9 protein-coding genes are annotated in these 14800 nt (G+C 66.9%); 1 reads left to right on the top strand and 8 read right to left on the bottom strand.

Translation table 11 applies throughout. The annotated features are described in order from the left end of the window. The first annotated feature begins 99 nt into the window (after positions 1-99). Complete coding sequence (locus tag HQ308_RS03890) at positions 100-426, top strand: hypothetical protein (protein WP_222645489.1); 327 nt, start codon at positions 100-102, stop codon at positions 424-426. A gap of 16 nt (positions 427-442) precedes the next feature. Here the strand turns inward: HQ308_RS03890 and HQ308_RS03885 are convergent, their stop codons facing one another. From HQ308_RS03885 to HQ308_RS03850, 8 genes are all read right to left on the bottom strand, one after another. Next, positions 443-832, bottom strand: a complete 390-nt coding sequence (locus tag HQ308_RS03885; protein WP_222645488.1) for a VOC family protein — start codon at positions 830-832, stop codon at positions 443-445. 546 nt (positions 833-1378) lie between these two features. Continuing rightward, complete coding sequence (locus tag HQ308_RS03880; RefSeq protein WP_027504575.1) at positions 1379-5335, bottom strand: DNA-directed RNA polymerase subunit beta'; 3957 nt, start codon at positions 5333-5335, stop codon at positions 1379-1381. 97 nt (positions 5336-5432) lie between these two features. After that, positions 5433-8939: a DNA-directed RNA polymerase subunit beta gene (locus tag HQ308_RS03875; RefSeq protein ID WP_027504574.1), complete on the bottom strand. Its 3507-nt coding sequence runs from the start codon at positions 8937-8939 to the stop codon at positions 5433-5435. A 440-nt stretch (positions 8940-9379) separates the two neighbouring features. Beyond that, a complete protein-coding gene (locus tag HQ308_RS03870) occupies positions 9380-10150 on the bottom strand; it encodes a hypothetical protein (protein ID WP_222645487.1) in 771 nt (256 codons plus the stop codon). 57 nt (positions 10151-10207) lie between these two features. After that, positions 10208-10972 carry a hypothetical protein gene (locus tag HQ308_RS03865; RefSeq protein WP_222645486.1) on the bottom strand — a complete coding sequence of 255 codons (765 nt, stop codon included), beginning with the start codon at positions 10970-10972 and terminating at the stop codon, positions 10208-10210. A 70-nt stretch (positions 10973-11042) separates the two neighbouring features. Then, positions 11043-12293: an MCE family protein gene (locus HQ308_RS03860; protein WP_027504573.1), complete on the bottom strand. Its 1251-nt coding sequence runs from the start codon at positions 12291-12293 to the stop codon at positions 11043-11045. Continuing rightward, positions 12290-13552: an MCE family protein gene (locus HQ308_RS03855; protein WP_027504572.1), complete on the bottom strand. Its 1263-nt coding sequence runs from the start codon at positions 13550-13552 to the stop codon at positions 12290-12292. Before HQ308_RS03855 ends, HQ308_RS03860 begins: the two co-directional genes overlap by 4 nt. 2 nt (positions 13553-13554) lie before the next feature. After that, on the bottom strand, positions 13555-14784 hold the full coding sequence (locus HQ308_RS03850; protein ID WP_027504571.1) for an MCE family protein: 1230 nt from the start codon (positions 14782-14784) through the stop codon (positions 13555-13557). Between the last annotated feature and the right edge of the window lie 16 nt (positions 14785-14800).

The raw sequence follows: 14800 nt of genomic DNA, 5'->3' as shown, positions 1-14800 counted from the left end.
GGACCGAACGGTGCCCCTCGAAAGGAAACCCCGTGTGGATCGGAGACGACGCGCGCGAGGACTCGCGCTGAAGCCACCCGAATCGGGTACGCAGTCGACATGGACGACAAGCGAGAGATGGGCAGACGCGACGTCGAGAAGCGGTGGCGCGATCCGCGCGCGATTCGGCACGCGGCCACGTACGACGGGGCAGTGATCGGCATCGCTGCCGTCGCGGTGGCCGTGTTCCTCGCAGCGGGCGCGTCCAGCGTCGTGATCGCTGCGATCGTCCCGGGTGTCTGTCTGCTGGGCGGGCTCGGCGCGCTGTGGATCGGCTACCGCTCCTACCGCCACGGCGGGACGTGGCCCGTCTGGCAGGGCGCCGCCTGGCTGCTGTTCGCGCTGATGCTGGTGAGCCTGTCCCTCCCGACCCTCGCTCTGCGCTGAGCCGGGAGGGAACGGATCACGCCTGCACGACGGTGATGACGTTGCCGTCGGGATCCTTCAGCATGAACATCGGCGGCACGTTCGGATCGTCGTCGCCGCCGAGCGGTTCCATCTCGACGCCGCCGATGGCACTCAGACGTGCGTGTTCCGCGCGGACGTCCGCGGTCTCCACCCCGATCGCGGAACCTCCCGGCGTGTCGTACATCGGCGGGTTCAGCGCCAGGCGCGCCGTGGACCCTGGCGGCGCCACCTCGAGCCAGCGGTACTCCTCGTTCGGCCCGAAGCGGGTGTCACCGCGCACCTCGAACCCGAGCACGCGGGTGTAGAAGTCGAGGGCCTTGTCCTGATCGGCAACGGTGAACATGGCCACGCCGATGTTCGTGATGGTGCTGGGAGTCTCGGTCATACAGATGCCGACTCCGCGGTGGCCCGGAACTCATCGCGGTGACCTGGCGGTGCGGTGCGCCAGGCCCGGCGCCGCGCGCAGCGCCCGGTGCTGCGCGCACCCCATAACCTGCGCAGAACCCCGCGCGGTGCGCCCGGCACGACGCGCACCAGAGATCCGGGGCGCCGGACCGTCGGCAACCCGCCGGACCTTCCGCGCGCAGCGCCCGGTGCTGCGCGCACCCCACAGCCTGCGCAGAACCCCGCGCGGTGCGCCCGGCACGACGCGCACCAGAGATCCGGGGCGCCGGACCGTCGGCAACCCGCCGGACCTTCCGCGCGCAGCGCCCGGTGCTGCGCGCACCCCACAGCCTGCGCAGAACCCCGCGCGGTGCGCCCGGCAGCCCCAACCGGCCGGCGCGGTGCGCCCGGCAGCCCCAACCGGCCGGCACGGTGCGCCCGGCACGATCAGCACCCGGCACCCGGCACCCGGCACCCCCGAACACAGAACAGCCCCGCACCCCACCGAAGTGGAGTGCGGGGCTGGACTTGTCTGTCGCGCTACCGGCTAGCGGTAGTCGCCGGAGAAACCGTAGTCGTCGAGCGGCACTGCAGCACCGGTGTTCTGGCCGAAGCCGTCTGCGCTGTAGTACTGATCGTCGTACGACGGCACCGCGTAGGCCGCGGCACGTGCTTCCTCGGTGGGCTGAACCGTGATGTTCCGGTACCGGTTGATGCCGGTGCCGGCGGGGATCAGCTTTCCGATGATCACGTTCTCCTTGAGACCGATGAGCTTGTCCGAGCGGCAGTTGATCGCCGCGTCGGTCAGCACTCGGGTGGTCTCCTGGAACGACGCCGCGGACAGCCACGAGTCGGTCGCCAGCGATGCCTTGGTGATACCCATCAGCACCGGACGTCCGGCCGCGGGCTCGCCACCCTCGGACACGACGCGACGGTTACTCGACTCGAACTCACTGCGCTCGGTCAGCGATCCGGGCAGGAACTCCGTGGAGCCCGAATCGATGATGGTCACGCGGCGGAGCATCTGACGAACGATCGTCTCGATGTGCTTGTCGTGGATGGACACACCCTGGCTGCGGTACACCTCCTGGACCTCGTTGACGAGGTGGATCTGCACCTGGCGCGGGCCCATGACTCGCAGGACCTCATGGGGATCGGCAGCACCTTCCATGAGCTGCTGACCGACCTCGACGTGGTCACCGTCCGACAACAGACGCTCCGTGCCGTCGTCGTGCTTGAAGACACGCAGACGCTGACGCTTGGAGAGCTTGTCGTAGACGACCTCTTCGCCGCCGTCGTCCGGGACGATGGTGATCTTGTAGAAACGGTCACCGTCCTCGAGCTGGATGCGACCCGAGACGTCCGCGATGGGCGCCTTGCCCTTGGGCACACGAGCCTCGAAGAGCTCCTGCACTCGGGGCAGACCACCGGTGATGTCGTCGCCGGCCACACCACCCTGGTGGAAGGTACGCATCGTGAGCTGCGTGCCGGGCTCACCGATCGACTGTGCCGCGACGATACCGACGGCCTCGCCGATGTCGACGAGCTTGCCGGTGGCCATGGAACGGCCGTAGCAGGTGGCGCAGACGCCGGTTCCGGTGGTGCAGGTGAGCACCGAACGGACCTTGACCGACGTGATGCCCGCTGCGAGCAGCGCGTCGATGGCCGGGTCGCCCAGGTCGTGTCCACGCTCGACGATGACGTTGCCGTCGGCGTCGACCGCGTCGGCGGCCAGGGTGCGGGCGTACGTCGAGGTCTCGACGTGCGCGTCGCGGATCATCGAGCCGTCAGCCAGCTTCTCCGCGATCACCGTGGTGATGCCGCGCTCGGTGCCACAGTCGGTCTCCCGAACGATGACGTCCTGCGAGACGTCGACCAGACGACGCGTCAGGTAGCCCGAGTCGGCGGTACGAAGCGCCGTGTCGGCCAGACCCTTACGAGCACCGTGCGTGTTGATGAAGTACTCCAGGACCGTCAGGCCCTCCTTGAAGGAGGACTTGATCGGGCGCGGGATGAACTCACCCTTCGGGTTGGTCACCAGACCCTTCATGCCGGCGAGCGACCGCACCTGCGTCATGTTTCCGGCTGCGCCGGACTTCACGATCATCGGGATCGGGTTCTCGTCGGGGAAGTGGGCCTCCATGGCCTTACCGACCTGCTCGGTGGCTTCCTGCCAGATCTTGACCAGGGCCGAGTTGCGCTCGGTCCGGTCGAGAGCGCCACGCTGGTACTGCTTCTCCAGGCGGTCGGCCTGAGCCTCGAACTCCTCGAGGATCTGCGGCTTCTCCGGCGGCACGAGGACGTCGGAGATGGAGATCGTGACACCCGAACGCGTGGCCCAGTAGAAGCCGGCGTCCTTGAGCTTGTCGACGGTCTGCGCGACCACGATCATCGGGTACCGCTCGGCGAGATCGTTGATGATCGTCGCCTGGCGCTTCTTCGGCATCTGCTCGTTGACGAACGGGTAGTTCGTCGGGAGCAGCTCGTTGAAGAGCACGCGGCCCAGCGTCGTCTCGGCGGTCCAGGCATCGCCCGGGGTCCAGCCGTCGGGGAACAGCTCCGCCTCGATCTCGCGCGACGGACGCTGCTGCGTCAGACGCACCTTGATCTGCGACTGCACGGTCAGGACGCCGCGATCGACGGCCATCTGCGCCTCGGCCGGGCTGGCGTAGATGCCCAGCTCCGCCGAGTCGGACGTCGAGGCCTGGAACTCGCCCAGAGCCTTGTCGTCGAGACGCGTCAGGTGGAACAGACCCGTCACCATGTCCAGACGCGGCATGGCGAGCGGTCGGCCCGATGCCGGCGACAGGATGTTGTTCGACGACAGCATCAGGATGCGTGCCTCGGCCTGCGCCTCGGCGGACAGCGGCAGGTGGACTGCCATCTGGTCACCGTCGAAGTCGGCGTTGAACGCCTCGCACACGAGGGGGTGCAGCTGGATGGCCTTGCCCTCGACCAGCTGCGGCTCGAATGCCTGGATGCCCAGACGGTGCAGCGTCGGTGCGCGGTTCAGCAGCACGGGGTGCTCGGCGATGACCTCTTCGAGGACGTCCCACACCTGTGCGCGCTGACGCTCGACCATGCGCTTGGCCGACTTGATGTTCTGCGCGTGGTTGAGATCCACCAGACGCTTCATCACGAACGGCTTGAACAGCTCGAGTGCCATGAGCTTCGGCAGACCGCACTGGTGCAGCTTGAGCTGCGGTCCGACGACGATGACCGAACGGCCCGAGTAGTCGACGCGCTTGCCGAGCAGGTTCTGACGGAAACGACCCTGCTTGCCCTTGAGCAGATCGGACAGCGACTTGAGCGGGCGGTTGCCCGGTCCGGTGACCGGACGGCCGCGACGACCGTTGTCGAACAGGGCGTCGACCGACTCCTGCAGCATCCGCTTCTCGTTGTTGACGATGATCTCGGGAGCACCGAGGTCGATCAGTCGCTTGAGGCGGTTGTTGCGGTTGATGACGCGGCGGTACAGATCGTTGAGGTCGGACGTCGCGAAACGTCCACCGTCGAGCTGCACCATCGGACGCAGCTCCGGCGGGATCACCGGCACGGCGTCGAGCACCATGCCCATGGGCGAGTTGCCCGTGGACTGGAACGCCGCGACGACCTTGAGACGCTTCAGCGCACGGAGCTTCTTCTGGCCCTTGCCACTGCGGATGGTCTCGCGCAGGCTCTCGGCCTCGGCCTCGATGTCGAAGGTCTCCATGAGCTTCTGGATGGACTCCGCGCCCATCGCACCCGTGAAGTACTCGCCGTAGCGGTCGATCAGCTCGCGGTAGATGAGCTCGTCGACGATGAGCTGCTTCTTGGCCAGCTTGGTGAAGGTGGTCCAGATCTCCTCGAGACGATCCAGCTCACGCTGCGCGCGGTCACGGAGCTGACGCATCTCGCGCTCGCCACCGTCCTTGACCTTGCGACGGACGTCGGACTTGGCGCCCTCCGCCTCGAGCTCGGCGATGTCAGCCTCGAGCTTCTGCGCACGGGCCTCGAGGTCGGCGTCACGCTGATCGGCGACAGCCTTCTTCTCGACCTCCATCTCGGCCTCGAGAGTGGAGAGCTCGTTGTGGCGCAGCTCGTCGTCGACCGACGTGATGACGTAGGCGGCGAAGTAGATGATCTTCTCGAGATCCTTCGGCGCCAGGTCCAGCAGGTAGCCGAGGCGCGACGGAACACCCTTGAAGTACCAGATGTGCGTGACCGGTGCGGCCAGCTCGATGTGGCCCATGCGCTCACGACGCACCTTGGCGCGAGTCACCTCGACGCCACAGCGCTCACAGATGATGCCCTTGAAGCGCACGCGCTTGTACTTGCCGCAGTAGCACTCCCAGTCGCGAGTAGGTCCGAAGATCTTCTCGCAGAACAGGCCGTCCTTCTCGGGCTTGAGCGTGCGGTAGTTGATGGTCTCCGGCTTCTTGACCTCGCCGTAGGACCAATTGCGGATGTCGTCCGCGGTCGCGAGACCGATGCGGAGTTCATCGAAGAAGTTGACGTCCAGCACGTCGTACTTCCTTTCCCCTTCTCAGGGATAGTTTTCTGCTGCTACGAGTGATCGGGGGTCGGCCGGCGCGAGTCGCCTCGCGCCGGCCTGTCACCGATTACTGCGCGAGATCGTCGACGGTCGCGGACTCGTTGCGGGAGAGATTGATTCCCAGGTTGGCCGCGGCACGCTCGAGATCCTCGTCGTCGCCGTCCGCCATCGTGATGGCCGCGCCGTCCGAGGACAGCACCTCCACGTTGAGGCACAGCGACTGGAGCTCCTTGAGGAGCACCTTGAAGGACTCGGGGATACCGGGCTCCGGGATGTTCTCGCCCTTGACGATGGCCTCGTAGACCTTCACGCGGCCGACCACGTCGTCGGACTTGATGGTGAGGAGCTCCTGCAGCGTGTACGCAGCGCCGTAGGCCTGCATGGCCCAGCACTCCATCTCGCCGAAGCGCTGTCCACCGAACTGCGCCTTACCACCGAGGGGCTGCTGCGTGATCATCGAGTACGGACCGGTCGAACGAGCGTGGATCTTGTCGTCGACGAGGTGGTGCAGCTTGATGATGTACATGTAGCCCACGGAGACCGGGTACGGGAACGGCTCGCCGGAACGGCCGTCGAACAGGGTGGCCTTTCCGTCCGCGCCGACCATGCGCTCGCCGTCGCGGTTCGGGATCGTGCTCGCCAGCAGGCCGGTGAGCTCGTCCTCCTTCGCACCGTCGAACACCGGGGTGGCGATGTTGGTGTCCGCCTCGGCGGCCAGCATCTCCTCGGGCAGCGTCGCGGCCCAGTCAGGTCGGACTCCGTCCGCGGCCACCTGAATGTTCCATCCGGTCTTGCCGATCCAGCCGAGGTGAGTCTCGAGGATCTGACCGATGTTCATACGACGCGGGACGCCGTGCGTGTTCAGGATGATGTCGACCGGGGTGCCGTCGGACAGGAACGGCATGTCCTCCTGGGGGAGGATCTTGCCGATGACGCCCTTGTTGCCGTGGCGGCCGGCGAGCTTGTCGCCGTCCTGGATCTTGCGCTTCTGGGCCACGTAGACGCGGACCAGCTCGTTCACGCCGGGAGGCAGATCGTCGTCGTCCTCGCGCGAGAACACGCGAATGCCGATGACCTTTCCGTTCTCGCCGTGCGGAACCTTCAGAGACGTGTCGCGGACCTCGCGGGCCTTCTCGCCGAAGATGGCGCGCAGCAGGCGCTCCTCCGGGGTCAGCTCGGTCTCGCCCTTCGGCGTGACCTTTCCGACCAGGACGTCGCCGTCACGAACCTCGGCACCGATACGGATGATGCCGCGCTCGTCGAGATCGGCGAGGACCTCGTCCGAGACGTTCGGGATGTCACGGGTGATCTCCTCGGCACCGAGCTTGGTGTCGCGGGCATCGATCTCGTGCTCCTCGATGTGGATCGAGGTCAGGACGTCCTCTTCCACGAGGCGCTGCGACAGGATGATCGCGTCCTCGTAGTTGTGGCCCTCCCACGGCATGATCGCGACGAGCAGGTTCTTGCCCAGCGCCATCTCACCGTTCTCGGTGCAGGGACCGTCGGCCAGGACCTGGCCGGCCTCGACCCGTGCGCCCTCGTCCACGATCGGACGCTGGTTGGCACAGGTGCCCTGGTTCGAGCGCGCGAACTTGCGCATCCGGTAGGTGTTGCGAGTGCCGTCGTCCGCCATCACGGTGACGTAGTCGGCGGACACCTCCTCGATGACACCGGACTTCTCGTTGACGATGACGTCGCCGGCATCGACAGCGGCACGCAGCTCCATGCCGGTTCCGACGAGCGGAGCCTCGCTGCGCACCAGCGGCACGGCCTGACGCTGCATGTTCGCGCCCATCAGAGCGCGGTTGGCGTCGTCGTGCTCGAGGAACGGGATCATCGCCGTGGCGACCGAGACCATCTGCCGAGGCGAGACGTCCATGTAGTCGACGTCCATCGACGAGACGAACTCGACCTCTCCACCCTTACGGCGGACGAGGATCTTCTCGTCGACGAAGCGACCCGAGGTGTCGATGGACGAGTTGGCCTGCGCCACGACGTGGCGGTCCTCCTCGTCGGCGGTCAGGTAGTCGACGTCGTCGGTGACCTGTCCCTCGACGACCTTGCGGTACGGCGTCTCGATGAAACCGAACGGGTTCACACGGGCGTACACCGAGAGCGATCCGATCAGGCCGATGTTCGGGCCTTCCGGGGTCTCGATGGGGCACATGCGGCCGTAGTGCGACGGGTGGACGTCGCGGACCTCGAGGCCGGCGCGCTCACGCGACAGACCGCCGGGGCCCAGCGCCGACAGGCGGCGCTTGTGCGTCAGACCCGACAGCGGGTTGTTCTGGTCCATGAACTGCGACAGCTGCGAGGTTCCGAAGAACTCCTTGATGGCAGCGACCACGGGACGGATGTTGATCAGGGTCTGCGGCGTGATGGCCTCGACGTCCTGGGTGGTCATCCGCTCGCGGACCACACGCTCCATGCGGGACAGGCCCACGCGGATCTGGTTCTGGATCAGCTCGCCGACCGTGCGGAGACGACGGTTGCCGAAGTGGTCGATGTCGTCGACCTCCACGGGAACCTCGACGCCGTCGGGTGCCGTCATCGACTTCTCGCCCGCGTGCAGACGCACGAGGTACTCGATGGTGGCGACGATGTCCTCTTCGGTCAGCGTCGACGCCTCGATGGGCAGACCCGAGTTCAGGCCCAGCTTCTTGTTGATCTTGTAGCGACCCACGCGTGCGAGGTCGTAGCGCTTCTCCTTGAAGAACAGGTTCTCCAACAGGGTCTGCGCGCTCTCCTTCGTGGGCGGCTCGCCCGGGCGGAGCTTGCGGTAGATGTCGAGCAGCGCCTCGTCGGTGCCGGCCGTGTTGTCCTTCTCCAGCGTGGCCATGAGGATCTCCGAGAAGCCGAAGCGCTCGGTGATCTGCTCGGTGGTCCAGCCGAGTGCCTTGAGGAGCACGGTGACGGGCTGACGACGCTTGCGGTCGATGCGGACACCGACGGTGTCGCGCTTGTCGACGTCGAACTCGAGCCAGGCGCCGCGGCCGGGGATGACCTTGACGCTGTGCAGATCCTTCTCGGTGGTCTTGTCGACGGCGTGGTCGAAGTAGACACCCGGGGAACGCACGAGCTGCGAGACGACGACGCGCTCGGTGCCGTTGATGATGAACGTGCCCTTGTCGGTCATCATCGGGAAGTCACCCATGAAGACCGTCTGGCTCTTGATCTCACCGGTGTTGTTGTTGATGAACTCCGCGGTGACGAACAACGGCGCCGCGTAGGTCATGTCCTTGTCCTTGCACTCGTCGATCGAGGCCTTGACCTCGTCGAAGCGCGGATCGGAGAAGGAGAGGGACATCGAGCCGGAGAAGTCCTCGATCGGAGAGAGCTCCGTCAGGATGTCCTCGAGACCGCCGCTGCGAGAGCTGTCGCCACGTGCTTCCGCACGTGCGCGCCACTCCGGCGTGCCGACGAGCCACTCGAACGAATCGGTCTGAAGATCGAGCAACCCCGGTACTTCGAGGGGTTCGCGAATCTTCGCGAACGACACCCTCTTCGGGGCTCCGGGAGTTCCGGCGTTTTCCTTGGACTGGGTGGAGACTGCCAAGATGCGTCCTTCCAGCACCTCACGCGGGCCGCTTCGTGCACTACGCGACCGTCGCTAATCTGCTTCTTTGTGTGGGAACTTCGCTGGTCACTACCCGTACGAAGTCCTCGCTCAGCAGAGATCGACACACGTGTCGATTCAGGCAAAGTCTGGAAGTGGACAGGAGGCACCCAGCGCAACGTCCAAAAGTACCCCAATGCGGCGGATATGGCAACCGCGTCCGCGCGGGGAGCGCGCTCGGCCCGGAGACTGCACGGGCCGTGATCCACGAACTGCCGTACGCCCCTGCCCGTCGATCCCGACGCCCGGTGCCTCCATTTGCTCCGGCGTCGTTCTCGATCATGGCAGCGGGGTCGCACCCGCGTTCGATGAATCCGGTAATCAGAGTGGACTCCCGAAGCCCTCGCGTCAAGAGCGAGAGCGGCGTTTCGTCCCCCGAATCCGCTCGAAGCGGGCGATCAGCGGTTGTCGATGGTCGCGAGCAGCCACTTTCCGTCGACACGTTCCATGGTCACCGAGACCGGCGTCTGCACCGTTCCCTGGTCGACCGTGTCCTGCGTCGCGGCGATGTCCATGCTGGCCAGCAGCTCGGCCCGATCACCGTCGAGCAGTGACACCCCGATGTCGGTGACCGTGGCCGTCGTGGTGGTCTGCGTCTGGATGACGCCCTGCTTGGTCTGCTCCGCGGTGGAGTCGTACTCCCCGCGGCGCTCGTCGTTCAGCACCGCGCGGGCGGCCGCCTGATCCTGGTCGATCGTGTCGAACTTGTAGCTGAACACCGTCTGCAGGGCGTCGCGCCCGGCCGACGTGACCTCGAGTGTGGCCGGAGTGTCGACCCATGCGTGGTTGCTCACCTCGGACGTACCGGGGCGCACCACGGCGAGGAGCGCGATCACGGCGAACACCACGGCGAGTGCGGCGAGCAGCATCGTGCGGGGAGTCCACCAGGCCGTGCGGCCGGCGGGGGCGCCGTCGTCCGCCTCGGTCGTCTCGGTCGTCTCGTCCACGACCGAGTCCGTGGCCGCGCTGTCGACCGCAGCGGTGTCGGCCGACGACTTCGACAGGTCGACGGTCGAGGCCGCGCCGGTGGACGTGCTCGTGTTCTCGTTCTCGATCGCGTCGCCGCCCGCGGGGGGCGCCGTGGAGCGTCCGGCGACCTTGGGTCGACGAACGCTGCCGGCGGGGACACGGGGAGCGCCTGTGGGGGGTCTACGGCGTGCGGGGGGCATAGAGAGAACTCCTGGCTGGTGCGAGGCGAGCGGGACGGACGGCGTGACAGCGAGGTGTCACTGACCGCCGTCGGTCGGTGCGGGAGCGGGATCGACGGGCGCGGCGGGATCGACCGGAGCTGCGGGGTCGACCGGAGCTGCGGGGTCGACCGGGGCTGCGGGATCGGTGGCGGCGGGATCGGTGGGTGCGGCGGGATCGCCCGTCGCAGCGGGTGCGCCTGGGACCTCGAGGGGGATGCGCTGCCCGATGGGCTGGATACGCGTGGCCTTCCACGTGCCGTCCACGTCCTGCAGTTCGAGACGCAGGGTGCTCTGGTACCGCTCGTTGCCGTCCGGCTTGGTGGTGTCGGTGGTGAGGACCACGAGCGACTGCGCGGTGCCGTCGTCGGAACTGAACCCGACGAGCGACGCATGCTGCACCGCCGCGGTGGTGACCACACCGGTCTCCGCGAACTGCTGGCGGAACTGATCCTTGGTGTCGTTCAGACCGTTGGTGAGCTCGTCACCGGTGATGGAGGACTCGATGTCGGCGAACGTCTTGTCCAGATCGTTCGAGTCGACGGAGTTCAGATTGATCGCCGCCTGCCGGGCGCCGGCGAGGGCGTCGTCCCGCAGGGAGGCGTCCGAGGACTCCTGGTACGCGAGGAACCAGAAGATGCTCAGCACGACGGCCGCGATCAACGTGATCGCGGCCGCCGCGGCAGTCACCGCCGTGGCGACCGGAGACGTGCGCGGCGCCGGTGCGGGCGTGGACTCGGACGTGCCGTCACCGGTGTCGGTGCCGTCGAGGTCCGGGTCGGAAGGAGAGGTGGTTGGCGTCACAGCAGACACCCTACTTGAGGGTAACTTCTCGCTGCCATCACCGCGCACCTCTCCTCACCCGACTCGATGGTCAGGGGCGGACCGTCACACCGAGCAGTGCGGCCAGCTGCGTCGCGATCGGGTTCAGATCCAGGGGGTCCGGCGCGACCTTGGGCTTGTCGTCCCACGGCTGCACCGTCTGCGGATCGGCGAAGCGCACGCTGTTGGCGCCGCGCACTCCCGTCAGGGATCCCTGCGGCACAGTGCAGTTCGCGTCGAGGTTCAACGGGAAGTCCTGCTGCGTCGGATCGAAATCGGGGTTCTTGGCGTACTCCGCGTCGAGGATCGCCTGCGTGCCCTCGTAACCCTGGGTGCACGACGGCGGGTTGTTCACCTCGAGCGCGATGCCGAAGTGAATGGTGCCGTCACCCGGACTCGCCGAGTTCGCTCCCTGCGCCAGGGCCGGGAGGAACTGGAGCAGCGGACGCAGTGCGAACGTGCGCGGGCTCAGTGCACTGGTCACACCCGCGAGGTTCGTCAGGTTGGTCGTCAGACCCGGGCCGGCCTGGTCGACGAGCGCGCCGACCTGGTCGCTGGCGGGAAGCCCGTTGTCGATCAGTCGCCGGATGTCCGGATCGCTCGACCGCAACTGCGCGGTGACCAGATCCAGATCGGAGCTGAACTGCTGAATGGACGACGACTGCTCGGACTGGGTGTCCAGCACGACGCGGCTGTCGCGGATCAGCGTGAGGGTCTGCGGCAGGTTGGCGAGACCGTCCTCGGAGAAGCTGTCCAGCGAGGTGACGAGCTGCTGCAGTGAGTCACCCGTGCCGGCGAAGCCGGTACCGAGCTCGGTCACCACGGTGTGCAGATCGTCGACCGGCACGGAGTCCGCGAGGGTCTTGACGTTCTTGAGCAGGCTCTCCACCGGCGTCGGGATGGACGTGTCGTCCTGCAGGATGACGTCGCCGTCCTGCAGGAACGGGCCCTGATCGGTGCGCGGCTGCAGATCGACGTACTGCTCACCGATGGCGGAGCGGTTGGCCACCACGGCGATGGTGTCGGCCGGGACGTCGGGAGCGCTCTTCTCGAGCTTCAGTTCGACGTCGACGCCCTGCTCGGTCAGCTTCAGCTCACCGACGCGCCCTACGGGAATGCCGCGGTACGTCACCTCGGCGTTGCTGAAGATGCCGCCGGAATCGGCGAACTGACCGGTGACCGTGTACTGGCCGAAACCGAACAGCTGGTCGACGCGCACGTACTTGGCACCGACGTACACCAGGCCGAGCACGGCGATGACGACGAAGAGGATCAGCTGTGTGCTGACCAGCTTGGATCTCACTGTCCACCTTCGTTCTGAGGAACGATCCCGAACTGCTGCAGGATGCCGTCCAACGGGTTCGCCGACGGTGCGGCGGCGGGTACACCCGGCGCCGGGGTCGGCGACGGGATGATGGGCGGCAGAGGCAGCAGCGAGATGGTCGGGAAGGAGTTACGCGGGCCGTTGCCGTTGTAGTACGGGTTCGACGGATCGACCCGCGGCTTGGGATCGCCGTTGCGGGGCGCGCTGTAGATCGGGTTGCCCTGGCCGACGCCCAGCGCGGTGAGCTGGTTGCCGATCTGCAGATCCACACTGAGGAACAGATTGACCGCGTTGCCCTGGGTGATCTTCTCGACGCCGTCGGGGAACGGGAACGTGGGCACGAACGCGAGGTCCGTGATCAGCTCGTCGCCGTAGGTCGAGAGCTCCTGCAGGGTCGGGCGCAGTGCGCGCAGGTCGGCGATCAGATCGTCCTTCGAACGCTCGATGACGTCGGTCCCGACCTGCCCGAGGCGATCGAGCTGACCGAGAAGCTGTGTCAGCTGCGGACGCTGCTGTTCGAGCACCTCGGTGGCGACCGGCAGATCGACGAGGATCCGGTCGATCTTCTCGGTCTGCTGGTTGAGCGTGCCGGTGAGGACGTCGAGACCGTCGATCGCGCGCGTGATGTCGGCCTTCTGATCCTCGAGGCCGCCGATGAGCGAGTTGGCCTCCTCGAGCAGGTTCCGCACCCGGTCCTCGCGGCCGCCGAGCGCGGTGTTCAGCTCCTTGACGATCGGAGCGAGCTGCGCGACGCCTCCGCCGTTGAGCAACATCGACAGCGCGCCGAGCACCTGCTCGATGTCGGTGGCGTGGCGGGTCCGCTCGACGGGGATGGTGTCGCCCGAGGCGAGGCGCGCGGACGCCGCGTCGTCGGCCGGAACGCTGAGCTGGACGAACTTCTCGCCGAGCAGGTTGGTCTGCTGGACGGACGCCATGGCGTTGGCCGGCAGGTCCACGGACGAGTCGACCTCGACCTCGACGTCGGCGATCCACGAGTCGTTCGGCACGGAGACCGAGGTGACCCGACCGACCTGGACACCGTCGACCTTGACGGTCGACTGCGGAACCAGGTCCAGCACGTCGTCGAACTGCAACGTCAACCGGATCGGATCCGATCCGACATCGGCACCGCCGGGCAGCGGGATCCCGTAGATACCGCTGGATCCGCAGGCACTGAGCGTCACGGCGACGACGCAGGCACCGGAGGCGGCCATCAGGCCACGCGAGCGCACTCTCATCGTCACTCCCCTTCCGCAGGAATGTTCAGGCCCGGAAGCTGCAGGTCGTCGACCCGCGGCGATTCGACACCGGGCACGGTGCCGGGCTCGACGTTGCGCTGGATGTTGTCCGCGCTGAGCAACCCGAACGGCAGGACCAGCGTCGGCGTCTTCACACCGGCGACGGCCTGGTCGATGATCGCGCCGCAGTTGTCGACGATCGGCTGCATCTGACGGCCGAGCGCCTCGAACTGCGGATCGCCCGGGCGCAGCTTCTGCAGATCGATGAGACTGCAGAAGAACGTCTTCGGATCCTGGAACTCCTGGAAGATCAGGCGCGCGTCCAAGGATCCGGACTCGGCGTTGTAGGAGTTCGCGACGTTCGCGACGGCCAGCGGCAGCAGCGTCAACGTGTCCGCCAGGTTCTGGCGGTTGTCGGCGAGCAACTGCGTGGTCGGAGCGAGGTCGTCGAGATCGTTGGACAGCTGGTCCCGGTTGTCCCGCACGAAGGTCGCGACGTCACCGAGCGTGACCGAGAGCTGGTTCAGCGCGAGACCGAGGTTCTCCCGCTCCCCCGCCAGGAAGCTCGTCAGCGAGGACAGCTGATTGTTGAAGGCACGCACCTGCTGGTCGTTCGCCGACAGTGCACTGACGAACGTCTGCAGATTCTGGATCGTGCCGAACAGATCGCCGCGGTACGAGTCGAGCGTCTCGACGGCACCGGAGAGCTGGGTCAGCGAATCGTTCAGCGCCTCACCGTTTCCGGCCAGGTTCTGCGCGCCGGTGGTCACGAGGTCGGAGACGGCGCCGTTCTGGTTGGCACCGTTCGGTCCCAGCGCGGCCGACAGCTCGTCGATGCTCTTGTACAGCTCGTCGACCTCGACGGGAGTGGCCGTGCGCTCGCGTGGGATCACGGCACCGGACTCCATCTTCTCGCCGCCGGTGTACGCCGGCGCGAGCTGGACGTAGCGGTCGGCGACGACGGACGGCGCGAGCTGGACGGCGCGGGCATCGGCGGGGATGTCGACGCCGCGATCGACGCGCATGTCGACCTGCACCTGATCGCCCAGGCCCTCGACCTTGGTGACGGTGCCGACCTTGACGCCGAGGACGCGAACCTCGGTGCCCTCGTACACGCCGACCGTCTTGTCGAAGTACGACGTGATGGTGGTGGTACCGAGGCGGGTGAAGGCCCACCACAGCGCGAACACGACCAGCACCACGACAGCGACGACGGCAGCGATGATTCCCAGGTTGCGCTTGCTGAAG

The sequence above is a fragment of the Rhodococcus sp. BP-241 genome (assembly GCF_019836145.1).
GTDB lineage: Bacteria > Actinomycetota > Actinomycetes > Mycobacteriales > Mycobacteriaceae > Rhodococcoides.
Note: the sequence above shows the minus strand (reverse complement) of the source record. Positions and strands in the feature narration are given on the sequence as shown.

Excerpts from the sequence above, each read along its gene's own strand:
- HQ308_RS03890 (WP_222645489.1), top strand. The coding sequence starts at position 100 with ATGGACGACAAGCGAGAGATGGGCAGACGCGACGTCGAGAAGCGGTGG.
- HQ308_RS03855 (WP_027504572.1), bottom strand. The coding sequence starts at position 13,552 with ATGAGAGTGCGCTCGCGTGGCCTGATGGCCGCCTCCGGTGCCTGCGTC.
- HQ308_RS03885 (WP_222645488.1), bottom strand. The coding sequence starts at position 832 with ATGACCGAGACTCCCAGCACCATCACGAACATCGGCGTGGCCATGTTC.
- HQ308_RS03870 (WP_222645487.1), bottom strand. The coding sequence starts at position 10,150 with ATGCCCCCCGCACGCCGTAGACCCCCCACAGGCGCTCCCCGTGTCCCC.